This window comes from Trinickia sp. (genome assembly GCF_057351765.1).
Map to the genome: position 1 here is coordinate 169,861 of NZ_JBMRBK010000020.1, position 24,407 is coordinate 194,267.

Annotated in this window: 21 protein-coding genes; 8 read left to right on the top strand and 13 right to left on the bottom strand. The window is 65.4% G+C overall.

Annotated elements, in window-relative coordinates:
* Positions 1-5: 5 nt before the first annotated feature.
* Both hmpA and ACO1XS_RS04180 read right to left on the bottom strand, forming a co-directional pair.
* The gene (hmpA, locus tag ACO1XS_RS04175) at positions 6-1,211 is read right to left on the bottom strand and encodes an NO-inducible flavohemoprotein (protein ID WP_486390068.1); all 1,206 of its coding nucleotides are present in this window, start codon (positions 1,209-1,211) and stop codon (positions 6-8) included.
* 131 nt (positions 1,212-1,342) lie between these two features.
* Positions 1,343-1,897 carry a cob(I)yrinic acid a,c-diamide adenosyltransferase gene (locus ACO1XS_RS04180; RefSeq protein WP_486390069.1) on the bottom strand — a complete coding sequence of 185 codons (555 nt, stop codon included), beginning with the start codon at positions 1,895-1,897 and terminating at the stop codon, positions 1,343-1,345.
* A 161-nt stretch (positions 1,898-2,058) separates the two neighbouring features.
* Here ACO1XS_RS04180 and ACO1XS_RS04185 point away from each other — a divergent pair, with 161 nt between their 5' ends.
* The 5 genes from ACO1XS_RS04185 to ACO1XS_RS04205 all read left to right on the top strand — a co-directional run bounded on the left by ACO1XS_RS04185 (position 2,059) and on the right by ACO1XS_RS04205 (position 9,109).
* The gene (locus tag ACO1XS_RS04185) at positions 2,059-3,519 is read left to right on the top strand and encodes an FAD-binding oxidoreductase (RefSeq protein WP_486390070.1); all 1,461 of its coding nucleotides are present in this window, start codon (positions 2,059-2,061) and stop codon (positions 3,517-3,519) included.
* Between the two features lie 17 nt (positions 3,520-3,536).
* Positions 3,537-5,042 (top strand): FAD-linked oxidase C-terminal domain-containing protein, encoded by a 1,506-nt coding sequence (locus ACO1XS_RS04190; protein ID WP_331567970.1) that lies wholly within the window; start codon positions 3,537-3,539, stop codon positions 5,040-5,042.
* Between the two features lie 123 nt (positions 5,043-5,165).
* Positions 5,166-6,254: a glycolate oxidase subunit GlcE gene (gene glcE, locus ACO1XS_RS04195; RefSeq protein WP_331568002.1), complete on the top strand. Its 1,089-nt coding sequence runs from the start codon at positions 5,166-5,168 to the stop codon at positions 6,252-6,254.
* A gap of 34 nt (positions 6,255-6,288) precedes the next feature.
* The gene (glcF, locus tag ACO1XS_RS04200) at positions 6,289-7,524 is read left to right on the top strand and encodes a glycolate oxidase subunit GlcF (RefSeq protein ID WP_486390071.1); all 1,236 of its coding nucleotides are present in this window, start codon (positions 6,289-6,291) and stop codon (positions 7,522-7,524) included.
* A 178-nt stretch (positions 7,525-7,702) separates the two neighbouring features.
* Entirely contained in the window at positions 7,703-9,109 is a 1,407-nt protein-coding gene (locus tag ACO1XS_RS04205) for an aspartate aminotransferase family protein (protein ID WP_331567972.1), read from the top strand.
* Positions 9,110-9,168: 59 nt separating this feature from the next.
* On the opposite strand, the gene ACO1XS_RS04210 is transcribed toward ACO1XS_RS04205, so the two are convergent.
* The 11 genes from ACO1XS_RS04210 to ACO1XS_RS04260 form a co-directional block, all read right to left on the bottom strand.
* Positions 9,169-9,543, bottom strand: a complete 375-nt coding sequence (locus ACO1XS_RS04210; protein WP_486390072.1) for a helix-turn-helix domain-containing protein — start codon at positions 9,541-9,543, stop codon at positions 9,169-9,171.
* Positions 9,544-9,545: 2 nt separating this feature from the next.
* The gene (locus tag ACO1XS_RS04215) at positions 9,546-10,724 is read right to left on the bottom strand and encodes an NAD(P)/FAD-dependent oxidoreductase (protein WP_331567974.1); all 1,179 of its coding nucleotides are present in this window, start codon (positions 10,722-10,724) and stop codon (positions 9,546-9,548) included.
* Positions 10,721-12,160 (bottom strand): FAD/NAD(P)-dependent oxidoreductase, encoded by a 1,440-nt coding sequence (locus ACO1XS_RS04220; RefSeq protein WP_486390073.1) that lies wholly within the window; start codon positions 12,158-12,160, stop codon positions 10,721-10,723. The genes ACO1XS_RS04215 and ACO1XS_RS04220 overlap by 4 nt, the downstream gene beginning before the upstream one ends.
* Positions 12,139-12,459, bottom strand: coding sequence for a (2Fe-2S)-binding protein (locus tag ACO1XS_RS04225; RefSeq protein WP_486390074.1), 321 nt, complete (start codon positions 12,457-12,459; stop codon positions 12,139-12,141). The genes ACO1XS_RS04220 and ACO1XS_RS04225 overlap by 22 nt, the downstream gene beginning before the upstream one ends.
* Positions 12,456-14,285: an ABC transporter ATP-binding protein gene (locus tag ACO1XS_RS04230; RefSeq protein WP_486390075.1), complete on the bottom strand. Its 1,830-nt coding sequence runs from the start codon at positions 14,283-14,285 to the stop codon at positions 12,456-12,458. Before ACO1XS_RS04230 ends, ACO1XS_RS04225 begins: the two co-directional genes overlap by 4 nt.
* Positions 14,282-15,238, bottom strand: a complete 957-nt coding sequence (locus ACO1XS_RS04235; RefSeq protein WP_486390076.1) for an ABC transporter permease — start codon at positions 15,236-15,238, stop codon at positions 14,282-14,284. Before ACO1XS_RS04235 ends, ACO1XS_RS04230 begins: the two co-directional genes overlap by 4 nt.
* Positions 15,235-16,191: an ABC transporter permease gene (locus tag ACO1XS_RS04240; RefSeq protein ID WP_331567979.1), complete on the bottom strand. Its 957-nt coding sequence runs from the start codon at positions 16,189-16,191 to the stop codon at positions 15,235-15,237. Before ACO1XS_RS04240 ends, ACO1XS_RS04235 begins: the two co-directional genes overlap by 4 nt.
* Before the next feature lie 94 nt (positions 16,192-16,285).
* Positions 16,286-17,902 (bottom strand): ABC transporter substrate-binding protein, encoded by a 1,617-nt coding sequence (locus ACO1XS_RS04245; RefSeq protein ID WP_331567980.1) that lies wholly within the window; start codon positions 17,900-17,902, stop codon positions 16,286-16,288.
* Positions 17,903-17,967: 65 nt separating this feature from the next.
* Positions 17,968-19,242, bottom strand: a complete 1,275-nt coding sequence (locus ACO1XS_RS04250; RefSeq protein ID WP_486390077.1) for an NAD(P)/FAD-dependent oxidoreductase — start codon at positions 19,240-19,242, stop codon at positions 17,968-17,970.
* A gap of 55 nt (positions 19,243-19,297) precedes the next feature.
* Positions 19,298-19,966 (bottom strand): haloacid dehalogenase type II, encoded by a 669-nt coding sequence (locus ACO1XS_RS04255; protein WP_331567982.1) that lies wholly within the window; start codon positions 19,964-19,966, stop codon positions 19,298-19,300.
* Between the two features lie 216 nt (positions 19,967-20,182).
* Complete coding sequence (locus ACO1XS_RS04260) at positions 20,183-21,661, bottom strand: aldehyde dehydrogenase family protein (protein WP_331567983.1); 1,479 nt, start codon at positions 21,659-21,661, stop codon at positions 20,183-20,185.
* A gap of 214 nt (positions 21,662-21,875) precedes the next feature.
* On the opposite strand from ACO1XS_RS04260, the gene ACO1XS_RS04265 reads away from it, so the two are divergent.
* The 3 genes from ACO1XS_RS04265 (at position 21,876) to proC (ending at position 24,404) form a co-directional block, all read left to right on the top strand.
* Positions 21,876-22,790 carry a GNAT family N-acetyltransferase gene (locus tag ACO1XS_RS04265; RefSeq protein ID WP_414720181.1) on the top strand — a complete coding sequence of 305 codons (915 nt, stop codon included), beginning with the start codon at positions 21,876-21,878 and terminating at the stop codon, positions 22,788-22,790.
* A gap of 75 nt (positions 22,791-22,865) precedes the next feature.
* On the top strand, positions 22,866-23,564 hold the full coding sequence (locus tag ACO1XS_RS04270) for a YggS family pyridoxal phosphate-dependent enzyme (protein WP_331567985.1): 699 nt from the start codon (positions 22,866-22,868) through the stop codon (positions 23,562-23,564).
* A 27-nt stretch (positions 23,565-23,591) separates the two neighbouring features.
* Positions 23,592-24,404: a pyrroline-5-carboxylate reductase gene (gene proC / locus ACO1XS_RS04275; protein WP_331567986.1), complete on the top strand. Its 813-nt coding sequence runs from the start codon at positions 23,592-23,594 to the stop codon at positions 24,402-24,404.
* The last annotated feature ends 3 nt before the right edge of the window (positions 24,405-24,407 follow it).

Here is a 24,407-nt window from a genome sequence, read left to right on the forward strand (position 1 = left end):
CCGGTTCAGATCGCTCCGGAGCCGAACACCTCGGTGTGAATGCGTGCCGCGTCCACACCGAGCGCAATCAGCGCTTCGCGCTGCTGCTGCATGAACGGAACCGGCCCGCACAGGTAGTAGTCCGCATCGGGCAGAATCGCTCGATGGGCGATGCGCGAGAAATCGATGCGGCCCGTGAGGTCGTAATCGACACCTTCGCGGTCGGTCTCCGACACTTCTTCGTAAAACACTGCCCGCGAAACGTTCGCATGCGTCGCCATCGTCTGTGCAAGCCAGCTCTTGAACGCATGCACGCGACCGTTGCGGCAGGCGTGCACGAACGCGATGCGGCGCGGGCTCGCGGCGGCCACGAGCGTGGAGATCATCGACATCATCGGGGTCACGCCGACACCGCCCGAGACCAGCACGACCGGCGTCGTTTTTTCGAGATCGAGGCGGAACTCGCCCATCGGCGCCGTGACTTCGACGATCGAGCCGACCTCGACACCCTCATGCAGTAATGTCGAAAGGCGCCCGGCCGGCACGTCTTCCCGCCCCGCTTCACGCTTGACCGAAATGCGCAGCCATTTGCCGTGCGGCGCATCGGAGAGGCTGTACTGCCGCGGCTGGTCGACACCGAGCTCGCCGACATAGCGTTTGACCGAGACGAACTGGCCCGGCACGAACCCGCACGCAGCGCCGCCGTCAGCGGGCGTCAGGTAGAACGAGGTGATCTCGTCGCTCTCGACTTCCTTGCGCGAGACGACGAACGGGCGATAGCCGCTCCAGGGCGCGGCGCCGTAGAGCTTCGCCTCGGCGCCGATCATGATTCCCGCCAGTTGCGCATAGGCGGCGCGCCACGCCTCGAGCGTTTGCTCGTCGACCGCATCGCCCAATACTTCGACGACCGACGCGAGCAGGTTTTCACCGACGATCGGATAGTGCTCGGGGCGGATATTGAGGCTCGCATGCTTGTTCGCGATCCGGCCGACGGCCGAACCCAGCGCACCGAGATTGTCGATATTCGCGGCATAGGCGTAGACCGCATGGGCGAGCGTATGAGCCTGCGTGCCGCTCGCCTGGTGCGTCTGGTTGAACAGATTGCGCAGCTCAGGGCGGTTCGCGAACATCCGGCGGTAAAAATGCTTGGTGATCGTTGCGCCGTGCTCGGCGAATACGGGCGCGGTCGCCTTGACGCGTGCGATCTGGTCTGCGGTGAGGGGGGTCGTCATGTCGGGAGGGCTCCTTCTAAACATGGATCAAGAATACATCTTACGAGAGTGTATCCGACATACGACACTTTGTCGCACCGCAGCATCCTGCGTGCGACCACTGACCGGGTGGATCGGCGAGACTGCGCGGGCTATTTTTCGGGGCGCTGACGTTGCCACAAGACATCGCCCGTACCGCCGGCGCGGTTCAGCACCCGGGCGAGCACGAACAACAGATCGGAGAGGCGATTGACATATCGGCGGGGCGCGGCTTCCAGCGTCACCGTTGCGCCGAGCGCTACGATCGAGCGCTCCGCGCGGCGGCAGACCGTCCGGCACACATGCGCGAGCGCCGCCGCGCGGGTGCCCCCCGGCAGAATGAATTCGGTGAGCGGCGGCAACGCGGCGTTGTAGTGCGCGAGCCAGCCGTCGACACGGGCCAGATGTTCGTCGCCGATCATCGTATGGCCCGGAATGCAAAGCTCGCCGCCGAGATCGAACAGGTCGTGCTGCACGGCCGTCAGTACCTCGCGCAAGTCCTCGGGCAACGGCTCGGCCAGCAGCACGCCGAGCTGCGAATTCAGTTCGTCGACCTCGCCGATCGCTGCGATTCGTGCATCGTCCTTGCGTATGCGGCTGCCGTCGCCGAGGCCAGTCGTGCCGTCATCGCCGGTGCGCGTGGCGATCTTGCTCAAGCGGTGTCCCATCGAGGTCTCCTTCGTAGTCGCTGCTCGTCGGCTCGCCGCCCTGGCGGCGGCCGAAACGGCCTCATTATAGGAGCCGGCTGAACGGCACGCTCCACCGGTCACCTCGGCACGTGCCTGTGCCGCGGCGGCGTAGAATGGCCAAAAACGATATCGGAGATGATATGGACCGTCCTCCCGCCGACGTTCATCCGCTGCATCCCCAAGAAGGACGTCCTGGCGCCGCTGCGCCGCGCCCGCGCCGGCCGTTTGCTCCCGAACTGTTCACCGCGCTCGCGAGCGCTTTCGGTCAACGTGTTTCAACGGCCGAGGCGGTACGCGCACACCACGGCCGCGACGAGTCGCCGTTCGATCCTCAACCGCCCGATGCGGTGGTCTTCGCCGAATCCACCGAGGACGTGCGCACGACGATCGAGCTCTGCGCGCGCTACGGCGTGCCCGTCATTCCGTATGGCAACGGCTCGTCGTTGGAAGGGCATCTGCTTGCGGTGGAAGGCGGTGTATCGATCGATCTTTCCGGCATGAATCGCGTCCTGTCGATCGATGCGGAAGATCTGACGGCCACCGTCGAGGCCGGCGTGTCGCGCAAGGCGCTCAACGAAGCATTGCGCGACACGGGGCTCTTCTTTCCGATCGATCCGGGTGCGGATGCGAGCATCGGGGGCATGTCGGCCACGCGGGCCTCGGGCACCAACGCCGTGCGCTATGGGACGATGCGAGAAAACGTGCTCGGCCTCACGGCGGTGCTCGCAGACGGTCGCGTCATCAAGACGGGCACGCGGGCGCGCAAATCGTCGGCCGGCTACGATCTGACCCGGCTCTTCGTGGGCTCGGAGGGCACGCTCGGCGTCATCACCGAAATCACGGTTCGGCTTTATCCGCAGCCGGAAGCCGTTTCGGCCGCCGTCTGCGCCTTTCCGTCGATGGGCGAGGCCGTGCGCACCGTCATCGAAACGATTCAACTCGGCGTGCCCGTCGCTCGCGTGGAATTCGTCGATATGCTCGCGATCCGCGCGATCAACCGTCACTCGAATCTGACGCTTGCCGAATCGCCGACGCTCTTTTTCGAGTTCCACGGCACCGAGGCGAGCGTCAAGGAGCAAGCCGAGACGGTACAGGCGCTCGCCGCCGAACATGCGGGCAGCGGTTTCGCCTGGGCCACGCGCCCCGAGGAACGCAGCCGGCTCTGGAACGCACGCCACAACGCCTATTTCGCGATGCTGCAACTCAAGCCGGGCTGTCGCGCCGTCACGACCGATGTCTGTGTGCCGATCTCGCGGCTGGCCGAATGCGTGGTCGAAACGGAAGACGATCTACGCGGCTCGCCGCTGCCCTGCCCCATCGTAGGACACGTCGGCGATGGCAACTTCCACGTCGCGATCCTGATCGACCCGGCCCGGCCCGAGGAATTCAGCGAAGCCGAACGCCTGAACCGGCGTATCGTCGAGCGCGCGCTGCGCATGGGTGGAACCTGCACGGGCGAGCATGGCATCGGTCTGCACAAAATGGATTTCCTCATCGACGAGCATGGCAGCGATGCCGTCGATGTGATGCGCGCGCTCAAGCATGCGCTCGATCCGCGCAATCTGATGAATCCGGGCAAGATCTTCACGTACACGGCCTGAGACAGGCGAGGAAACCGATGGCAACCGCAGCCCAAACCGATCCGGCGATGTCAGCGGCGCTGCGCGAAGAGCGCCAGCGCGAAGTGGTCCAGGCGCTGATGGCCACGCTGCCCGCGCGCTGTCTGCTTTATCGTGATGAAGAGACCGCCCCATATGAATGCGACGGGCTCAGCGCCTATCGGCAACTGCCGCTCGCGGTAGCTCTGCCGGAAACCGAGGCGCAGGTGCTGCGTATCGTGCAGATATGCAAGCGCCTTGGCGTGCCGATCGTACCGCGCGGCGCGGGCACCGGACTGTCGGGCGGCGCCACGCCGATCTCGAACGGCATCGTCGTTTCGCTCGCGCGCTTCACGAGAATCATCGATGTCGACTCGTATGCGCGCACCGCCACCGTCCAGCCCGGCGTGCGCAACCTCGCCGTCTCCGAAGCGGCCGCGCCCTATGGGCTTTACTACGCGCCCGATCCGTCTTCCCAGATCGCCTGCACGATCGGCGGCAACGTGTCGGAAAACTCGGGCGGCGTGCATTGTCTGAAGTACGGACTGACCGTGCATAACGTCTTGCGCGTGCGCGCCGTCACGCTGGAAGGCGAGATCGTCGAATTCGGTTCGCTCGCGCCCGATACGCCCGGGCTCGATCTGCTTGCCGTCATGATCGGCAGCGAAGGCATGTTCGCGATCGTCACGGAAGTGACCGTCAAGCTGATCCCGAAGCCGCCGACGGCGCAAGTCGTCATGGCGAGCTTCGACGATGTCGTCAAAGGCGGCAACGCGGTGGCGGCCATCATCGCGGCGGGGATCATTCCGGCCGGGCTCGAGATGATGGACAATCCCGCGACGTGCGCGGTGGAGGCGTTCGTCGGCGCCGGCTACGATCGCGATGCCGCGGCCATCCTGCTTTGCGAGTCGGACGGCACGCCCGAGGAAGTCGCCGAAGAAATCGCACGAGTGACCGCCGTGCTGCGCGAACACGGCGCCACCCGGTTGCAGATCTCCCGCACCGAGGCCGAGCGCCTCAAATTCTGGTCCGGCCGCAAGAACGCCTTTCCGGCCGCGGGCAGGCTTGCGCCCGATTACTACTGCATGGACGGCACGGTGCCGCGCCGCAGCATCGGACCGCTGCTCGCGCGCATCGAGAAGATGGAAAGCACTTACGGTCTGCGCTGCATCAATGTCTTTCACGCCGGGGACGGCAACATGCATCCGCTCATTCTGTTCGACGGCAACGATCCCGACCAACTGCATCGCGCGGAGGCGTTCGGCGCCGAGATTCTCGAGGCCTGCGTGGAGCTGGGCGGCACCGTGACGGGCGAACACGGCGTAGGCATCGAAAAAATCAATTCGATGTGCGTCCAGTTTTCGCCGGCCGAATGCGATGCGTTCTTCGCAGTCAAGCGCGCGTTCGATCCGGACGGGCTGCTGAACCCGACCAAGGGCATTCCGACGCGCGCGCGCTGCGCCGAGTACGGAAAGATGCATGTGCGCGGCGGCCTTTTGCCTCATCCGGAGCTGCCGCGCTTTTAGCCCTCGCCGCGGCGCACCGCCACGCGTATAAACCCGTGGCTTGCCTGCCCCGGGTCGGCCGGTAGAATGAAGCCCTGAGGCAAAAGCGGCAACCGGATGAACGACACCATAAAGCGGGAAGCCATGCAAGACGACGAGATCCTCGGCTACTGGGCCGAGCGTATCCGCGCAGCCACGGCTGAAGAGCGCCCCTTGCGCATCCGCGGCTCGGGCACGAAAGACTGGTACGGCCAGGCGCTCAACGGCGAGATTCTCGACACCCGCGCGTATCGCGGCATCGTTTCGTACGACCCTGCGGAGCTCGTCATGACGGCGCGCTGCGGCACGCCGTTGACGGAGGTCGAAGCGGCGCTCGCCGAACACAACCAGATGCTCGCGTTCGAGCCGCCCCACTTCGGCCGCTCGGCCACGCTGGGCGGCTGCATCGCGGCGGGTATCGCGGGTCCGCGCCGCAGCTCGGCCGGTGCGCCGCGCGACTTCGTACTCGGCGTCACGATGATGGACGGCCGCGGCGAAACGCTGCGTTTCGGCGGTCAAGTGGTCAAGAACGTTGCGGGGTACGATGTCTCGAGACTGATGGCGGGCTCGCTCGGCACGCTCGGCCTGATGCTCGATGTGTCGATCAAAGTCCTGCCGTTGCCGGTGGCCGAAACGACGCTCAAGTTCGACATGAACGGCACCGATGCGGTACGCAAGCTCAACGAGTGGTGCGGCCGCCCGTTGCCGATCACGGCGAGCGCCTGGCGCAACGGCACGCTCGCGGTACGCCTCTCGGGCGCCGAGAACGGCGTGAAGACAGCCCGCAATACGATCGGCGGGGAAGTCGTGGATGCCGTCGAAGCCGAGCGCTTCTGGGCCGGCTTGCGCGAGCAGACCGATCCGTTCTTCGCGACGATTCCGCCGCGCTCGGCGCTCTGGCGGCTCGCGTTGCCGTCCGTCACCGAACCGCTGCAGCTGCCGGGCGCGCAGCTGATGGAGTGGGGTGGCTCTCAGCGTTGGTGGATAACGGATACCGATGCGCAAACGGTACGTATCAGCGCCAAGCAGGCCGGCGGTCACGCCACCATTTTTCGCGCAGGCCGCGAGTTCGATCGCAGCGCCGGGGTCTTCACGCCACTGCCGGCGCCGATCATGAGGATCCATCGAGGCCTGAAAGCCGCCTTCGATCCGGCACGCATCTTCAATCGCGGCCGCCTCTACGCGGACTTCTGAGCCATCCCAAGACCCCGATCGACTGAGCGACGCGATGCAGACACAACTGGCGGACTTCATTCGCAATACGCCGGACGGCGAAGAGGCCGATGCGATTCTGCGCAAATGCGTTCATTGCGGCTTTTGCACGGCCACCTGCCCGACGTACCAACTGCTGGGCGACGAACTCGACGGCCCCCGCGGCCGCATCTATCTGATGAAGCAGATGTTCGAGGGCGCGCCCGTCACGCGCAGTACGCAGCTGCATCTGGACCGCTGCCTGACCTGCCGCAGCTGCGAGACGACCTGCCCTTCGGGGGTGCAGTACGGGCGGCTCGTGGAAATCGGCCGGCCACATGTGGATGCGACCGTGCCGCGCCCGCTTCGCCAGCGGTTGATACGGCGGCTGCTGGCGAGTCTCTTGCCCAACACCGCCGTATTCACGCCGCTCATGCGGCTCGGCCAGCACGTGCGGCCGTTTCTGCCGCGCAAGCTGCGCGACAAGGTGCCGCCGCGCCAGCGTCTGCTTCAGTGGCCCGCCAAACGGGCGGTGCCGCACGAACGCAAGGTGCTGCTGCTCGCCGGGTGTGTTCAGCCGGCGATGTTGCCGAACATCAACATTGCGGCCGCGCGCGTACTCGATGCGCTCGGCGTCGAGGCGATCGTGGCGCCGGAGGCCGGCTGCTGCGGCGCGATTCGCTTGCATCTGAGCTACCGCGAGGAAGCACTGGACGATATGCGCCGCAACATCGACGCATGGTGGCCGTATATCGAAACGGGTATCGAGGCGATCGTCATCGATGCCTCGGGCTGCGGCGCGACGATCAAGGAGTACGGGCACTTGCTGCGCGACGATCCGGTCTACGCGGACAAGGCGCGCCGAGTCGCCGAACTCGCGTGCGACATCGCGCAATGGCTGCAGGTCTTCGAACCGGAACTCACGGCGCTCGCGCGCCGCCGCGGCGTGCATACCGTTGCGTTCCATCCGCCTTGCACGCTGCAGCACGGGCAGCAAATCCGGGGCGTGGTCGAACGGCTGCTGACGTCGCTCGGCCTGGAAGTGCGCGTGCCCGCCGACAGTCATCTATGTTGCGGCTCGGCAGGCACTTATTCGATCACTCAGCCGTCGCTCGCTTATACGTTGCGCGATCGCAAGATCGACACCCTCCGGGTACTCGAGCCCCAAATGATCGTATCGGCGAACATCGGGTGCATCACGCATCTGCAAAGCGGCACATCGGTACCCGTCGCGCATTGGATCGAACTCGTCGAGCATATGCTGGCTGCGTAAGACGGCGCGGCGGGCGCGGCGCCTCGAACATGACCGATCCGGTCCAGCAGAATATGCTGCGGCACGGCCCCGAAACGCCACGATCGCACTATTTCGCGATTTATTTGGCGAATCGGCCGAGGGTCGTTGCCCGGTAGCATGGAATCACCAACCGCTCCACGCTACCGGATACCGAATCATGTCGAATTCCTCGCTCGTCGAAGCCGATCGCAAACACCTGATCCACCCCGTCGTCAGCTATCGCGCGCATGAAGCGCGCGGCGTGACCGTACTCGAGTCCGCGCAGGGCGTCTTTCTGCGCGACGCAAACGGCCATGAACTGCTCGATGCGTTCTCCGGTCTGTGGTGCGTCAACACCGGCTATGGGCATCAAAGCATCGTCGAGGTGGCCGCCCGGCAAATGGCGCGACTGCCCTATGCCACGGGGTACTTCCATTTCGGCTCGGAGCCGGCCATCGAGCTTGCCGCGAAACTCGTCGAATTGTCGCCCGCGTCGTTGCAGCATGTGTACTTCACACTTGGAGGGTCGGATGCCGTCGATTCGGCGCTGCGCTTCATTACGCACTACTACAACGCCACCGGGCGCCCCACGAAAAAGCACGTCATCGCGCTCGAGCGCGGCTATCACGGCTCGTCGGCGATCGGTGCCGGGCTGACCGCACTACCCGTTTTCCATCGCCACTTCGATCTGCCGCTTGCGACGCAGCACCATATCCCGTCGCCGTATCCGTACCGTAGCGAACACGCCGACGATGCCGCCATCATCGCTGCCTCGGTGGCCGCGCTCGAGGCCAAAGTCGCCGAACTCGGCGCACAGCATGTCGCCGCGTTCTTCTGCGAACCGATCCAGGGTTCGGGCGGCGTGATCGTGCCACCCGCCGGCTGGCTGCGAGCGATGCGCGAAGCGTGCCGCAAACTGGACATTCTGTTCGTCGCCGACGAAGTCATCACGGGTTTCGGCCGCACCGGACCGCTCTTCGCCTGCGAGGCCGAACAAGTCGAGCCTGACCTCATGACCGTGGCGAAGGGGCTCACGGCGGGCTACGCGCCGATGGGCGCCGTGCTGATGTCGGATGCCGTCTATCAAGGCATTGCCGACGGCGACCCCACGGCGGCGATCGGCCATGGTCATACCTATTCGGCACACCCCGTGAGCGCCGCGATCGGGCTCGAAGTGCTGCGTCTTTATCATGAAGGCGGATTGCTCGCCAACGGCATCGCGCGCGGCCCCCGCTTCGCGCAGGGACTCGACGCGCTGCTCGCGCATCCGCTCGTCGGCGACGCACGGCATCGCGGCTTGCTCGGCGCGCTCGAACTCGTCGCGGATAAAACGACCAAACAGCGCTTCGATCCATCGCTCACGCTGCCCGAGCGCATCGCCACGGCCGCGTACGCGAATGGCCTCGTTTTCCGTGCGTTCGGCGACGGCGTCCTGGGGTTCGCACCCGCGTTGTCCTACACGGAAAGCGAATTCGATCTGATGTTCGAGCGCCTCGGAAAGACGCTCGACGATGTCCTCGCGCAATCCGAGGTGCGAGCCGCGCTCAAGGCATCGAGTGAACTGGGTAGCCGTGCTGCCGCGTAAGTTCGTGACGCATGATCAACGGTGTGTCCACAGGCGGCTGCGGTCCGCCTGTCGGCGCATCAGGCAAAGCGCGTGCTGCCCGTCGCGAGAGCGTCGCGCGCCCTCGCCTGCTGCAGGAATTCGGTGGGCGTGACGCCGCAAAAGCGTTTGAAATGGCGCGCCAAGTGGCTCTGATCGAAAAACCCGACTTCCGCGGCCACCACGGCGCCCGGCACGCCCGCGAGCAACAGCGATTGCGCGCGTCGCACGCGCACCCGGCACAGGTACTTGTACGGTGACAGTCCGATCCGCTGGCGAAACACGGTTGCGAAGCGAGAAACGCTGAGCGCCGACATTTCGGCCAATTCGGCGAGGCGCACGGACTTGTCGAAATTCGCTTCCATGTAGTCCAGCACATCGCGAAGTGCGCTGTCGGGTGCATCGACGATCTGCATGATCAGGCCTCGCTCGGCGAAAAGACGTCGGCGCTCGCCAGCGGCGCATCGGATGCCCTGCGCGCGAAGCGAGCAACGGAAAACGGTTCGAGCGCGATCTCGGTGCGGCCGGTGTCGAGCAGTTCCGCCAGCGTCTCTCCCACGCCGGGACCGATCTGAAAACCGGATCCGCTGAAGCCAAATCCATAGAAAAGACCGTCTGTCGTGGAACTGGCGCCGATGATCGGCTCCGCATCGGGCAGGTAGCTCTCGACACCGCTCCAGACGCGAATGACGTTCAGCGGTGTCATGGCGGGAACGAGCCGTCGAAACTGTGCGAGCTGGCGGACCGTGTTGATCGGCAGCACGCCGGCACGGCGCGTCGCCACGTCGGCCGGCCCCGGCGGACCGCCGCCCAATATGATGTTGCCGCGCGGAATCTGCCGGAAATAGACGCTCTCTTCCTTGATCGACGTATAGACGCCCATCGACGAGCCGAAGACGTAAGGCACCGGCTCCGTGACCGCCATCTGCGGACCGCGCACCACAAGCGGAACGGGCTCGCCGAATTGCGTCGACAGTGCGTTCGCCCATGCGCCGGCACAAATCAAAAGCTGCTGCGAGCGGTAGATATCGCCACGGGCGCTCTCCACGCGAAAACCACCCGCTTCTTTGTCGACACGCACGATCTCCGTGTTCTCGACGATGCTCGCGCCGAGCCGGGCCGCCGCCCGCGCGAATGCGGGCGCGGCAAGACGGGGATTCGCATGCCCATCGAGCGGCGAAATGGAGGCGGCCAGCACCTCCCTGCTCAAATACGGGAACCGCCGGAACATCGCCGCGCCTTCGAGCACCTCGAGATCGAGACCGTATGCACGCGCCTCCAACGCATAGCGATGAAAATACTCGGCGTCGTGCGCGTGGTAGCAAACGCGCGTATGCCCCGACGGGAGGAATTCGACGTCGTCGCCGAGCAATTCCCGCGAGCGTCGCCACGTTTCGAGCGCGCGATTGGCCATCGGCAGTTGCGCAAGCACCCGGCCCTGGCGACGGATCCCGCCGAAATTCACGCCGCTCGCCTGCTGGCCCGTGAGCCCACGTTCGAGCAACGTCACCGAGCGACGCCTGCGGCGCAAAAAGAACGCCGCCGACGTCCCGACGATTCCGCCGCCGATGACGATCACGTCGGCTCGGTTGCTCATTCGCTGAACTCCTGCGTGCATCGACCCGCGTGTTCCAGGGTCCTTTCAGCGTGGCACGCCGGCGCAATCGCCATCGGCAACGGCTTGACCGGCGCCTGAGCGCGCAGCCGCCCCACCGCTTCGAGCGGAACATGCGCTTCGGCAGCGATGACTTCGGCGCCCGCGTGCGCGCAAAAGCGGCCTTGACAACGCCCCATGCCGACGCGGGAGAACGCCTTCGCGCGGTTCGCTTCCGTCGCGCCCATCTCGCGCACGACGCGGCGCAACTCACCGGCCGTGATCGCCTCGCAACGGCAGACGATCGTCTCGTCGGGCAGCGCGGCCGCGAAACGCGCGGGCCACGGAAAGGCGCTGCGTAAGCCGGCTGCGAAGCGCGTGAAACGTCCGAGTTCGGCGCGCAGGCGCGCGGCACCTTCGCGCTGGATTCCGGCGTCGCTCAGGGCCGCCAACGCGGCGAGCCGGCCCGCGCGTTCGGCGGCGTCCGCGCCGCGAACACGCACGCCGTCGCCGGCGAGATAGACGCCGGCGATGCTGCTGCGGCCATCCTCGTCGATGCGCGGCAGCCACGTCTGCGTCGCATCGTCGAAATCGAAGTCGCAGCCCGCAAGGTCGGCAAGCTGCGTTTCCGAGCGCAAGTGATAGCCAAGCGCGACCGCGTCGCAGGGCACTTCGAGGTTCGTTGCGTCGGCGAGCTTCACGCGCACGCCCGCCACGCCATGCTCGGGCGAACCGTCGATTTCCACGGGCGTGACGCCGCGATGAACGCGAACGCCCGCCTTCTTCAGCACGCGCATGAGCGCCATGCCCTTGCGCAGCGTCGAAGGGATTGCGAGCAGTTGCGGCAACGCGCGCAGGCGCTGCGCAAAAGTCGACGTATCCAGTACGGCGCTCACCGTCGCGCCGGCTTTCACATATTGCGCGGCCACCAGGTACAGCAATGGCCCGGTACCCATCATCACCGTGCGCGCACCGATCGCGCAGCCTTGCGATTTCAACGCGACCTGCGCGCCGCCCAGGCTGAAGGTCCCCGCGAAATGCCACCCGGGTACGGGCATCAACCTGTCCGTCGCGCCGCTGCAAACGATCAACGCGTCGAACGCGATCTCCTCGTAGCGCGTGCCGCTGACGACATGGACCGCCTTCGCCTCGATGTTCCAGACCAGCGTGTCGGGGCGATAGTCGATGGATGCGCGCATCGCCTGGAAGTCGCTGTGCAGCGCGGCCGCCCTCGCCGCTTCGGTGCCATAGAGCGTCTCGTACGAGCGGGAAAACCCGTCGGGCTGCCGTCGATAGATCTGGCCACCGTCCTTGCGGCCCTCATCGATTACGACGGGGCGCAATCCGGCTTCGACGAGCGCTTGTGCTGCGCGTACGCCCGCGGGACCCGCACCGACCACGACGACCTTCATCGCTTTCACATCCGGGGGCGCGGCCATACGCCTTCCCCAACGAGCGCCGCGCGCGTGACGATCGACATGCCCGGCGCGGCCGGGGTCGTACAGGCGCGTAGGCGCTCGCCCTCCGCTGTCCAGACCCAGCAGTCCTGGCATGCGCCCATCAGGCAGAAACCGGCGCGGCGTCCATCGCCGAACTCGGAATCGCGCAATGTGTCGTGCGTCGTAAGCAAGGCAACCATCAGCGTGTCGCCCTCGGCCGCCTTCGTGGGAACACCGTCCACGATCAGATCGAACGTCTTGCGTCCGGTTTCGGCGACCCTCACGAAGCGCGAACTCATGGCGTCACTGCTTCGGCTGTCTGCATGCGGACCAGATCCGCCGCCGAATGGTGGCATCGGATTTCGACGCCCGAGGGAAGCTTCGTCATCGAAGGCGGTGTGACGTTGCACTTCCCGTCGATACGGGCCGTACAGCGCGAACGGAAACTGCAAAGCTGGCCCGAATCGCTGGGCGCCCCCATGGCGGGCAGCGCGCCTGACGTCATGGCGCGGCGCGTATCGAGCCAGCCCGGACGCAGCGCGGGCACCGAGTCGACGAGCAAACCCGTGTAAGGGTGATAAGGGGGTGCGCTCAACGCGTCGCGCTGGCCCGCTTCGACGCACTGGCCAGCATAGAGCACGACCACTTCGTCGCAGATCGCTCGCACCGTCGAGATGTCGTGGCTGATGAACATGTACGAGACGCCGAGCTCGCGCCGCAATTCGCCGAGCAGCTCGAGGATCGCCGCACCGACCACCGTGTCGAGTGCCGATGTCACTTCGTCGCAGAGGATCAGTTCCGGATCGGCGGCGAGCGCACGGGCCAGGTTCACGCGCTGCTTTTGTCCGCCCGACAGGCCGCCGGGCTGGCGTTTCGCCACCGAGGCCGGCAGCTTCACGAGGTCGAGCAGTTCGAGCATGCGCTTGGTCGCCGCCGCGCCGCGCAGCCCGTGATAAAAGCACATCGGCCGCGCAAGGATATCGGCCACGGTGCGGCTCGGGTTCAGCGCCGTATCGGCGTTCTGGAACACGATCTGCACGCGCCGATACTGCTCGAGCGTGCGCTCGGACAGCTTCGCGGGCAACGATTTGCCGTCCAGCAGCACGTCGCCGCTTGCGCGGTCCACGAGCCCGGCAACCACGCGCGCGAGCGTGGTCTTGCCCGAACCCGATTCTCCGATGACACCGAGCGCGCTGCCGCGTGCGATCTTCAGGCTCACGTCGTCGAGCACCCGCACCGCGGGCAGTCCGTTCGAACCGACGCGCCCGTAGCCCGCGCTCAAATGGCGAATTTCGAGCAACGGCACGCTCGCTTCCGGCGCGGCTACGACGGGGTCGGGGTCGGGATGGCGCGTGGCGGCCAGCAACTGGCGCGTGTATTCGTCGGCCGGCGCATCGAGCACTTGGGCCGTCACGCCGTTTTCGCGCACTTTACCGCCGTTGAGGACGACGATGCGGTCCGCCATCTGCGCCACGACGGCCAGATCGTGCGAGACATAGACGGCCGTCGTGCCCAGTTCGCGGATGACCTTCTTGAACGCGGCAAGCACCTCGATTTGCGTCGTGACGTCGAGCGCGGTCGTCGGCTCGTCGAAGACGACGACGGCCGGGTCCGTGATCAACGCCATGGCCGCCATCAGGCGCTGCAGTTGTCCACCCGATACCTGGTGCGGATAGCGCGAACCGATCGTCTCCGGCCCAGGCAATGCGAGCGAGCGGAACAGTTCGATGGCCTTCGCGCGAGCCGCGGCCGGTGTCATCAGCTTATGCAGCAGCGCCGGCTCGATCACCTGATCCATGATCGTGCGGGCTGGATTGAACCCCGCCGACGCGCTTTGTGCGACATAAGCGACCGCGCGTGCACGCAACGCGCGCCGCCCTTTCTCGTCGAGCGACAGCACGTCGACGCCGCCGATCCTCACCGAGCCACCAGCGATCGAACACCCGCCGCGCGCATGGCCGAGCAGCGACAGTGCAATCGTCGTCTTGCCGGAGCCCGACTCGCCGATGAGCGCCAGCACTTCGCCCTTTTCGACGGTGAAATCGACGCCCTTCACGATCTCGACGACCGTCTCGGGCGCGATGCCCGCAACGACGCGCAGCCCCCTCACCTCGATCATGCTCATCGGCCACCTCCGTTAGCGCGCGCGCCGTGGCGCCGCAAGCTGTCGATCAGCAGGTTCACCCCGACCGTCAGCGTCGCGATCGCGACCGCCGGCATCAGCACGGCGGGTGCGCCTTCCGACAGACCGCCGATGTTCTCGCGCACGAGCGACCCCCAGTCGGCATCGGGCGGCTGCACGCCGAGGCCGAGGAAGCTCAGACCGCTCAACAGCAGCACGATGAACACGAAACGCAGGCCGAAATCCGCGAGCATCGGATGGATCATGTTGGGCAGTACCTCGACGCGGGCGATATAGAGCAGCCGCTCGCCGCGCGCCCTGGCGACCTGCACGTATTCGAGCGTCATCAGGTTGACCGCCAATGAGCGCGAGATGCGGAACGCGCCGGGAATATAGGCGAGCGCGGCGACCATGATCAGCATCGGCACCGACGAACCGAACGCGGCGATGATGACGAGGGCGAGCACCTTGCTGGGAATCGAAATCAGTGCGTCGAACAGACGGCTCAAGATTTCGTCGACCCATCTGCCCGACACAGCCGCGACGAGGCCGATGAACGTGCCGATACAGCTGGCGAGCACGGCCGATGCGAGCGCGAGCCCCACGGTATATTGCGTGCCGTAGAGCACGCGGCTCAGCATGTCGCGGCCGAGGTAATCGGTGCCGAGCAGATGCGCGGCGCTGCATGCGCCGAAGATTTCCGTCGACGTGACCGCGCCGCCCTTGTACGGTGCGACGAGCGGCCCGATGAACGCCACGCCGAGCCAGAACACGATGATCGTCAGCCCGATCAGGCCGAGCACCGAGAAGCGGCTCGCCAAACGGCGAAAAACGCTGCGCTTGACGGCCAATGCTTCGATGGGCACGTCCTGGAGCGCATCGGCGCAAGGCTTCGCCTCTTCGCCGGGCGCCGAGTACAGCACGGTGGTGCCGTGGGATGTGGCGGGTCGGTTCATCGTTGACGCAGCCTCGGGTTGGAGATGATTTGACACATATCGGCGATCAGCACGAGCACGAGATAGGCGGAGCAGAACACCATGACGCAGCCTTGCACGAGCGGCATATCGCGGTTCGTCACGGCATCCACCATCAGGCTCGCGAGCCCCGGATAGTTGAAGATCGACTCGACGATCACGACACCGCCGAACAGATACGACAAACTCAACGCGATGGCATTGGCAATCGGTCCGATCGTGTTCGGGAGGACATGACGCAAAACGATGCGTGCGGGGGACGCGCCCTTCAATCTCGCCATCTCGACATACGGTGCGTTCAACTGGTCGAGCACCGCCGCGCGCGTCATGCGGGCCATCTGCGCGACGATGACGCAGCACAGCGTCGTCACGGGCATCGCATAGATGCGCACGAGCGCACCGAACGACGTCACCTCCGACAGATACGACAGCGCGGGCAGCCAGCGCAGCTTCACCGCGAAGATCAGCACGGCTATCGTCGCGATCAGAAACTCGGGAACGGCGACCGTCGACAACGTCAACACGTTGAGCGTGCGATCGAGCAGCGAGCCGCGAAACATGGCGGACAGAATGCCGATCAAGAGCGCGACGGGAACCGACACCAGCGTGGTCAATCCGGCGAGCATGAGCGAGTTGGGCAAGCGCGTCGCAATGAGTTGACTCACGGGCATGCTGTTGGAGAGCGACGTGCCGAAGTTGCCCGTCACGACGTGCGCGAGCCACTCGAAGTAGCGCTGCAGCGCGGGCTGATCGAGGCCGAATTGATGACGCAAGGCGGCCACCTGCTCGGGCGTCGCCGCTTGACCGAGCGCCTGCTGGGCCGCGTCGCCGGGCAAGAGCCCGGTCAGGCCGAACACGATGGCCGATACGATCAGCAACGTGATCAGCGCGAGACCGAGCCGAGCCGCAATGAGTCGTTGCGCGTGAACTTTCATCGGACGACATCTCCGGTTAAGAGTTGCGCGGCCGCCGCGCGCGGTGCCGAAACCTGCTGCCGTTTCGAGCCGCGCGCGGTGCCGCGCAGGTGGATCAGGTATCCAGCCATACGTTCTCGGCAAACTTGAAGCCCATCAGGCCGGCAATCGGAATCGAGCCGAGCCCCTTGAGCTTCGTCGAATGCGCATCGATCGAGCTCAGGAACATCGGAATGCCGACACCGCCATCGTCATGCACGAGCACCTGCATATCGCCGTAAATCTTCTTGCGCTTGGCCTCGTCCGGCTCGCCGCGGGCCGCGACCAGCATCTGGTCGAACTGCGGGTTCTTCCAGTTGGCCTCGTTCCACGGAGCGTCCGACTTGAAGAACTGCGTGAAGATCACATCGGCGCTCGGACGCGCGTTGATGTTGCCGAACGTCAGCGGATGCTTCATCCAGTGATTCGACCAGTAGCCATCCGAAGGCGTACGCACCACTTTCAGATTCAGGCCGGCCTGCGGCGCGACTTGTTGCAACAGCATGGCCATTTCGACGGAGCCATCCGCGGCCGGCGAGGCGTAGACCTGCACCGGCGCGTTGCCGAGCTTTGCCTTTTGGAAATAGAACTTCGCCTTTTGCGGATCGAACGTCCGCTGCGGCAACCCCGCGAAGTAGTACTTGTTGGTCGGATCGATCGGTTGATCGTTGCCGATCGAGCCATAGCCGAGCAGCACCGTATTGCGAATCTGTTCGCGATCGAGCAGGTACATCAAGCCGCGGCGGAAATCGGCATTGCCCGTGATACCGCCTTCGTCACGCATGATGAGGTCCGTGTAGCCGCCCGTTTTCGTCTCCTGCACGGCGAAACCCGACGTCCCCTTGATGCGCGCGGCCGAGCGCGGATCGACCTGATTGATGAGCTGCACGTCGCCCGACAGCAGCGCGTTCACGCGCGCCGGCTCGTCGCCGATACCCACGAGCTCGATCTCGTCGAGATGCGGGAGGCCAGGCTTCCAGTAGTGCTCGTTGCGCACCACGACCGTACGTACGCCGGGCGAGAAATCCTTGAGCTTGAACGGGCCCGTGCCCACGGCCGTCTTGAAGTCGCTCGTCCCATCCTTGACGATCATGAAATGCGAATCGGCGAGGATCACGGGCAGGTCGGCGTTCGCCCCTTGCAACGTGATCGTCACCTCGTTCGGCCCCGTCGCCTTGACGTCCTTGAACTGGTCGGCGAGCGTCTTCGCCTTCGAAGCGGTAGCCGGGTCCTTGTGACGTGTCAGCGACCAGACGACATCGGCGGGCGCGAGCGCCTTGCCGTCGTGGAACTGCACGCCGTTGCGCAGCTTGATGACCCAGACCGTGGCATCTTTCGTATCGATCGATTGCGCAAGCGCCATCTGTGCGCCGAGATGCGAGTCGTACTCGGTCAGGCCGTTGTACAGCATGTTGGCCCGCACATAATCGGTCGAAACCGCTCCCTTGGCCGGATCGAGCGTATCGGTGGCGGACGACGATTGCGTCGCCACGCGAATCTTGCCGCCCTGCTTCGGCTTGCCCTGTGCGAGGGCCTGGCCGCTCATGGCGAGCAGCCCCGCGCCCGTCATCGACATCATGCCGCTCGCCATCATCGCGCGCAGAATGTCGCGCCGCGCGGCGCCGCGCCGTGTCAGTTCTTCCAGTCGTACGCCGCTGCCGGCTACGTCTTCGGGCGATTTATCGATGCTCATGAATCTCTCCGCGTGAGGTGGTCTTGTGGGGGAACGGCCGTTTTGGTCAATTGCTCGATACAGCGTCAATAAAAAACGTCTTTGATCTGGTAGTACGCGCCGACGAGCGGCAAAAACCAAGGCTTGCCCGTATGCCCGGGAATCGCGGGCCAGTCGAAATCGCGCCACGGATTGGCGGCCGGATTACCGCTCATCACCTCGGCCATCACCTGTCCCATATGCGTCGACATCTGCGTGCCGTGTCCGCTGTAGCCCATCGAAAACCATATGCCGCCATGCTGTCCGGCACGCGGCAGACGGTCGGCCGTGATATCGACGAGTCCGCCCCAGCAGTAGTCGATCCGCGCCCCTGCGAGGCTCGGAAAGAGCTGCGTGAGATTCGCGCGCAAAATGCGGCCGCTCTTCTCGTCGGATGGCTGCTCCGATGCCGTGAAGCGTGCCCGGCCGCCGAAGAGCAGGCGCGAGTCGGAGGTCACCCGAAAATAGTTGTGCATGAGGCGGCTCGTCGTGTATGACCGCCTCTTCGGGAAGAGGCGCGCGAGCGCCGCTTCGGGCAGCGGCTCCGTCACGACGATGAACGAGCCGACCGGTGCCAGCCGCCGCCGGTACCACGAAAAAGGACCGTGCCGCGACGGGCCCGTCGCGATCAGCACCTGCTGGGCCCGCAGGGTGCCCCGCGACGATTCCACGCGATATCCGGTGCCATCCTTCTCGATCGACGTCACGGCCGCATGCTCGAAGAGCTGCGCGCCATGGCGTGCCGCCGCATTCGCGAGCCCGACGGCGAACTTGCCCATATGCATCTGCCCGCCGCGTTTTTGCAGAAGGCCGCCGAAGAAGCTGTCCGAATCGACTTCGCTGCGAATCCGGTCGCGGCCGATGATCTCGACGTCGGGATCGACCTCGCGATGAATCAGCTCGGCCGTGCGCTGCAAGTGTTCGAGATGATGCGGCTTCGATGCGAGCTTCAGCTTGCCCGAAGCCAGGTAATCGCACTCGATCCGCTCCTCGCGAATCAGCCGCTCCACCGTATCGACGGCCGCCGCATAAGCGCGGTAGCAGCCCTGCGCACGCTCCACGCCCAGTTGCTGGCGCAGTGCGGCGTAATCCTGCGCCACGCCCGTGTTGCATTGACCGCCGTTGCGCCCCGATGCACCGCCTCCCATGCGCCCCGCATCGAGCACCGCGACGCTCGCGCCGCGACGACCGAACGCGAGCGCCGCGGAAAGCCCGGTGAAGCCGCCGCCGATGACCGCGACGTCGAAACTTCCCTGCGCCGGCCCCTCGCTTGCATAGACACCCGCAGGCGCGGTATCGAGCCAGTAGGAATCGAGCTTCATCGTGCAACCTCGGGGCTAAGCCGGGTGAAAGAACGCGAGCGCGACCAGTGATCGCTCACAGGCCAAGCTGCGCCGCGAGTTCGCCGATCGTCTTGACCTCGGTGTACTCGTAGTACGGCGTGCCCGGCTCATGGCCGCGATTGATGAACGCCTTGTGCTTGATGCCGAGATCGTGCGCCGTCATCAGGTCGTAGCGCAGGCTCGACGAAACGTGCAGCACGTCCTGCGGGTTGCAGTCCAGTTGGTCGAACATGTATTCGAAGCCCCGCATGCGCGGCTTGTACGACTGCGCCTGCTGCGCGGTGAAGACCCGATGGAACGGCGCGCCGAGCTTGTCGACGTTGCTCTGAATCTGATCGTCCGAGGCGTTCGACAAAATCACGAGCTTGTATTTTTTCGCAAGGCGCGAGAGGCCTTCCGGTACATCCGGATGCGGGCCCCAGGTCGGCACGGCGAGATAGAACTTTTCCGCTTCGGCTTCGTTGAATTCAACCCTCATACGCTCACACGTGCGGCGCACCGAGTTGACGACGACGTCGCGATAGGGTTTCCACGCGCCGAGCACTTCGTCGAGGCGATAGGCGGCGAAGAACGCGACGAACTTTTCCAGTTCCGCGCCCTTCAGACGATCACCATACATCTCGCGTGCCATATCCGCCATGCGGAATTTCGTCAGGGTGCCGTAGCAGTCGAAGGTGATGTACTTAGGCTCGAAGTCGATCATGATGACAATCCTTTTGTTTGTCTAATGAACCCGTTTTGGGCTCAGTGGCGAAAGACAGATAGAAAGCGTCTATACGAAAATTAAAGCAGTCCAAAATAAGCCGTGTCGTCGATTAGGGGCGGCTCGACGATACAAATCACTCGTTCGGGACCGCTGCGACAGCAGATCATGCTGGGGTGGCTGCGCGCCGATTCGTGCGGATTTACGGCGGCATCGTCAGCTCCGGGTATCGATGAGGACACTCTTGAAACGAAGGTGGGCTTCGTAGCCGAGCCGGCCAAGATCCTTGCCGATACCCGAGCGCTTGTATCCGCCCGTCGGCATCGCGAAGTCGTTCGTACGGCCGTAACGGTTGACCCACACCGTGCCCGCCTCCAGTGCGCGCACGAGGCGCAACGCGCGGCCGATATCCGCCGTGTGAACGCCGGCCGCCAGCCCGTAGTCGGGATGCGAGGCGAGCGCGAGCGCCTCCTCTTCCGTCTCGAACGTCTGCACGGTGAGCACCGGGCCGAAGATTTCCGCGCGCACGGCTTCCGTTTGCGGTGTGACATCGGTGAGGATCGTCGGCAGGTAGAACGCGCCGGGCACGGCCGCATCCGCGCGCCGGCCGCCGCATCGCACGACGGCGCCTTGCGCTGCGCTGCGCTCGACGATGGCCTCGATGCGCGCGGCTTGCGCCTCCGAAACGATCGGTGGCAGCGTCGTGCCCGCGGCCCACGTTGCGCCGGCACGCAGCGCCGCGAATGCCTGGCCGATGCGCTCCACCAGTTCCTCGGCCACGGCGCGCTGGACGAGCAGACGTGAACCCGCCACGCAGACCTGCCCCGCATTGCTCGAAATGGCCCGCGCGATTCGGTGCGCGACTTCGTCGATCTTCGGCGCGTCGGCGAAAACCAACTGGGGGCTCTTGCCGCCAAGCTCCAGCGTGAGCGGCTTCGTGCCGGACTCGGCGCAGGCCGCCATGATCTGGGCACCCGCGCGGGTAGACCCCGTGAACGTGACCTTGGCGATGCCCGGATGCCGCACGAGCGCATCGCCCGTCGTCGCGCCGTCGCCTTGCACGACGTTGAATATGCCCGCCGGTATGCCGGCCTCGATGGCGAGTTCGGCCAGACGCAGCACCGAGAAAGGCGTCATCTCGGAGGGCTTGACGACGACCGCATTGCCCGCCGCGAGCGCCGGCCCGATCTTCCAGGATGCCATCACGAGCGGGAAATTCCACGGCGCGATGGCCGCCACGACACCATACGGTTCGGCGATCGTCATGCCCAGATGATCGTGGTCGGTGGCCACGAGTTCACCCCCCACCTTATCGGCGAACTCGGCATAAAAACGGATGCCTTCGGAGGTGAACGGGACATCCCACGTGTAGGCCTCCCGGATGGGCCGTGTGGAGCCGATCGCCTCGAGCGGCGCAAGTGTGCCGGCGTCTGCCGCAATCAGCTCGGCGAAGCGGCGCAGCACGCGTGCGCGCTCGCGCGGCGCCATGCGCGGCCAGCCGCTCTCGCGATACGCGCGCGACGCATTGTCGACGGCGCGATCCACGGTCTGGGCATCCGCGATCGGTACCGAGGCATATGCGGCGCCATCGGAAGGGCGCACAACGTCCCTTTGAGCGGTGCGCTGATCGATCCACTCGCCGCCAATGAAGTGACCGCTGCGTATGGCGACGGAGGAAGGCTCGAACTGATCCATGATATGAAGTCTTCGAACGGTTTCGATGACACACATCGTAGTGCGAGCGCCACCGCATATTTCGCCGACAAAATCTCGCCATCAGCAGATTCGATGCGTTATCGAGCGTCGTACGGTGCGTTTTGCAGTGCATCACATTTCGACACTGCAATGAGGCGACGACAGGAAGATCGTCCTAGTCAGCCGTGGGGCACACTGTGACAGTGAATATCCGATGTATGCGCACACAGAACAGGAGGCCGACGTGCTCGATCGAATCCCCAATAGCGGCATCAGTCTGCGCGAGTTTGCGGACGACGATCTCAGCGCCGGTCACGCGTTGTCCCGGTCGGTACGCTGGCGTCACCGCCCGGAGGACTGGCGGTTCGCCGCGCACACCGGCAAGGGGATCGTGGCGGTCGATGAAGCCGGAACGCTGGTCGGTTCGGCATTCGCCTGGCAGTTCGGCGGCGCTGCGGCCACGATCGGGATGCTGATCGTGGCGCCCGATCATGAGCGCCACGGCATCGGCCGCGCGATGATCACGCATTGGATGCACGCGCTGGAGCCGCGCACGCTGTTGCTCCACGCAAGCGACGCCGCTTTGCCGCTCGTCGAGCAGCTCGGCTTTCGGCGGCTGGGGCGAATCCATCAGCACCAAGGGGCGGCGTTTCATCCTCCGCTCGTGTCGCTGCCGCCCGGCGAACGGTTGAGACCGGTCGGCGCCAACGACACACCCCGGCTCGTCGAACTCGCTTCGCGTGCCAGCGGACTCGATCGACGGGAGCTGTTGCCTGCGCTGCTCGATATCGCGAGCGGGATCGCGCTCGATCGGGACGGAGAGCTGATCGGGTTTGCGTTGTTTCGGCGCTTCGGCGATGGGCATGTCATCGGGCCCGTGGTCGCGCCCGAGTCGACGGATTCGTGCCGGGCCAAAGCCCTCATCAGTCATTGGCTCGCGTCCAACGCGGGGATGTTCCTGCGCATCGACACGCCTCGCGAGTTGGGGCTTTCGGATTGGCTCGAAGACGTCGGGTTGCCGCTCGTCGATCATATCGAACGGACGGCGTACGGTGCGTCGGGTGCGGGAGCGCTGGCGGCCGATACGACATCGAAGCAGTTTGCGATCACGAGTCAGGCGGTCTGGTGAGCCTGAGGCGGTCGGCTGGCAGGCGCGCCGTATAATCCCCCAGTCGCTGCCCACCGCTTTTCGCTTCGCATCGCCATGTCCGACATCGCCCGCAATCTCGACGCCGTCCATCGCCGCATCGTGCAAGCCGCACAAGCGGCCGGCCGCGACAGCGCATCGGTCCGGCTGCTAGCCGTTTCGAAGACGTTTTCTGCCCAGGACGTGCGCACCGCATTTGCAGCAGGCCAACGCGCGTTCGGCGAGAACTACGTGCAGGAGGCCATCGGCAAAATCGAGGCGCTCGCCGAGCTGCGCGCCGATCTTGAATGGCATTTCATCGGCCCGCTGCAATCGAACAAGACGCGCCCCGTCGCCGAGCATTTCGACTGGGTCCATTCAGTCGACCGTCTCAAGATCGCGCAACGGCTTTCCGAGCAGCGCCCCGACACGCTGCCTGCACTCAACGTCTGCCTGCAAGTCAACGTGAGCGGCGAAGCATCGAAAAGCGGCGTATCGGCCGCCGACGCACCGGCACTCGCGCATGAGATCGCCGCGTTACCGCGGCTGACGCTACGCGGCCTGATGTCGATTCCCGAACCGGCGGCCGATCCCGATGCGCAACGCGTGCCGCACCGCGTCCTGCGCGCGCTGTTCGACGATCTACGCGCGGAAGGTCTCGCACTCGATACGCTCTCGATGGGTATGTCGGCCGATCTCGAAGCGGCCGTGCTCGAAGGCGCGACGCTCGTGCGGATCGGCACGGCCGTCTTCGGTGCCCGCGACTACGCTCACTGACTTCTCCTTCAGCACGAACCATCCACCATGAAAATCGCATTCATCGGCGGCGGCAACATGGCCGCGGCATTGATCGGCGGCCTCGTCAAACGGGGCACCGCAGCCTCGGACCTCTATGCCATCGACCCCAACGAAGACGCGCGCGCGCGCATTCACGCGCAGTTCGGCGTCAAGACCGGCGCGACAGCCGACACCGCATTGCGCGACTATGACGCCATCGTGCTCGCCGTCAAACCGCAAGTGATGAAAAGCGTCGCGGCCGCCTTGGCGCCCCAGTTGGCGACGCAGCTCGTCGTCAGCATCGCAGCCGGGATTCGCGGGTCCGACATCGCGCGTTGGCTCGACGGCTACACGCGCATCGTACGTGCGATGCCCAATACGCCGGCATTGATCGGCATGGGCGTCACCGGCCTCGTCGCGCTGCCGGGCGTCGATGCCGCGGGGCGCTCGCTCGCGTCCGATGTGCTGGGTGCGGTCGGCAACACGGTCTGGTTTGACGACGAAGCGAAAATCGATGCGGTCACGGCCATCTCGGGCAGCGGTCCCGCCTACGTCTTCTATTTCATCGAGGCTTTGCAAGAGGCCGCGCGCCAATTGGGGCTCGGCGACGAAGAAGGCCGCGCGCTCGCGCTCGCGACGTTCGCGGGCGCGGCACAGCTCGCGGTGCAATCGGACGAGCCCGCCGGCGTGCTGCGCGAGCGCGTTACGTCGAAAGGCGGCACGACGGCTGCGGCCCTCGCCTCGTTCGAGGCGCAAGGCGTCAAGGCTGCGATCGTCAAGGGCGTACTCGCCGCAGACGCGCGCGCCAAGGAAATGGGCGACGAACTCGGCAAGCAGTGAGAA

Bases quoted from the DNA above. Each gene is read 5' to 3' on its own strand.
- glcF (WP_486390071.1), top strand. From the start codon at position 6,289: ATGCAGACACAACTGGCGGACTTCATTCGCAATACGCCGGACGGCGAA.
- ACO1XS_RS04215 (WP_331567974.1), bottom strand. From the start codon at position 10,724: ATGAGCAACCGAGCCGACGTGATCGTCATCGGCGGCGGAATCGTCGGG.
- ACO1XS_RS04230 (WP_486390075.1), bottom strand. From the start codon at position 14,285: ATGAGCATGATCGAGGTGAGGGGGCTGCGCGTCGTTGCGGGCATCGCG.
- ACO1XS_RS04240 (WP_331567979.1), bottom strand. From the start codon at position 16,191: ATGAAAGTTCACGCGCAACGACTCATTGCGGCTCGGCTCGGTCTCGCG.
- ACO1XS_RS04260 (WP_331567983.1), bottom strand. From the start codon at position 21,661: ATGGATCAGTTCGAGCCTTCCTCCGTCGCCATACGCAGCGGTCACTTC.
- ACO1XS_RS04250 (WP_486390077.1), bottom strand. From the start codon at position 19,242: ATGAAGCTCGATTCCTACTGGCTCGATACCGCGCCTGCGGGTGTCTAT.
- ACO1XS_RS04220 (WP_486390073.1), bottom strand. From the start codon at position 12,160: ATGGCCGCGCCCCCGGATGTGAAAGCGATGAAGGTCGTCGTGGTCGGT.
- ACO1XS_RS04270 (WP_331567985.1), top strand. From the start codon at position 22,866: ATGTCCGACATCGCCCGCAATCTCGACGCCGTCCATCGCCGCATCGTG.
- ACO1XS_RS04180 (WP_486390069.1), bottom strand. From the start codon at position 1,897: ATGGGACACCGCTTGAGCAAGATCGCCACGCGCACCGGCGATGACGGC.
- glcE (WP_331568002.1), top strand. From the start codon at position 5,166: ATGCAAGACGACGAGATCCTCGGCTACTGGGCCGAGCGTATCCGCGCA.
- ACO1XS_RS04265 (WP_414720181.1), top strand. From the start codon at position 21,876: ATGTATGCGCACACAGAACAGGAGGCCGACGTGCTCGATCGAATCCCC.
- ACO1XS_RS04190 (WP_331567970.1), top strand. From the start codon at position 3,537: ATGGCAACCGCAGCCCAAACCGATCCGGCGATGTCAGCGGCGCTGCGC.
- hmpA (WP_486390068.1), bottom strand. From the start codon at position 1,211: ATGACGACCCCCCTCACCGCAGACCAGATCGCACGCGTCAAGGCGACC.
- ACO1XS_RS04210 (WP_486390072.1), bottom strand. From the start codon at position 9,543: ATGCAGATCGTCGATGCACCCGACAGCGCACTTCGCGATGTGCTGGAC.
- ACO1XS_RS04235 (WP_486390076.1), bottom strand. From the start codon at position 15,238: ATGAACCGACCCGCCACATCCCACGGCACCACCGTGCTGTACTCGGCG.
- ACO1XS_RS04255 (WP_331567982.1), bottom strand. From the start codon at position 19,966: ATGATCGACTTCGAGCCTAAGTACATCACCTTCGACTGCTACGGCACC.
- ACO1XS_RS04185 (WP_486390070.1), top strand. From the start codon at position 2,059: ATGGACCGTCCTCCCGCCGACGTTCATCCGCTGCATCCCCAAGAAGGA.
- ACO1XS_RS04225 (WP_486390074.1), bottom strand. From the start codon at position 12,459: ATGAGTTCGCGCTTCGTGAGGGTCGCCGAAACCGGACGCAAGACGTTC.
- ACO1XS_RS04205 (WP_331567972.1), top strand. From the start codon at position 7,703: ATGTCGAATTCCTCGCTCGTCGAAGCCGATCGCAAACACCTGATCCAC.
- proC (WP_331567986.1), top strand. From the start codon at position 23,592: ATGAAAATCGCATTCATCGGCGGCGGCAACATGGCCGCGGCATTGATC.
- ACO1XS_RS04245 (WP_331567980.1), bottom strand. From the start codon at position 17,902: ATGAGCATCGATAAATCGCCCGAAGACGTAGCCGGCAGCGGCGTACGA.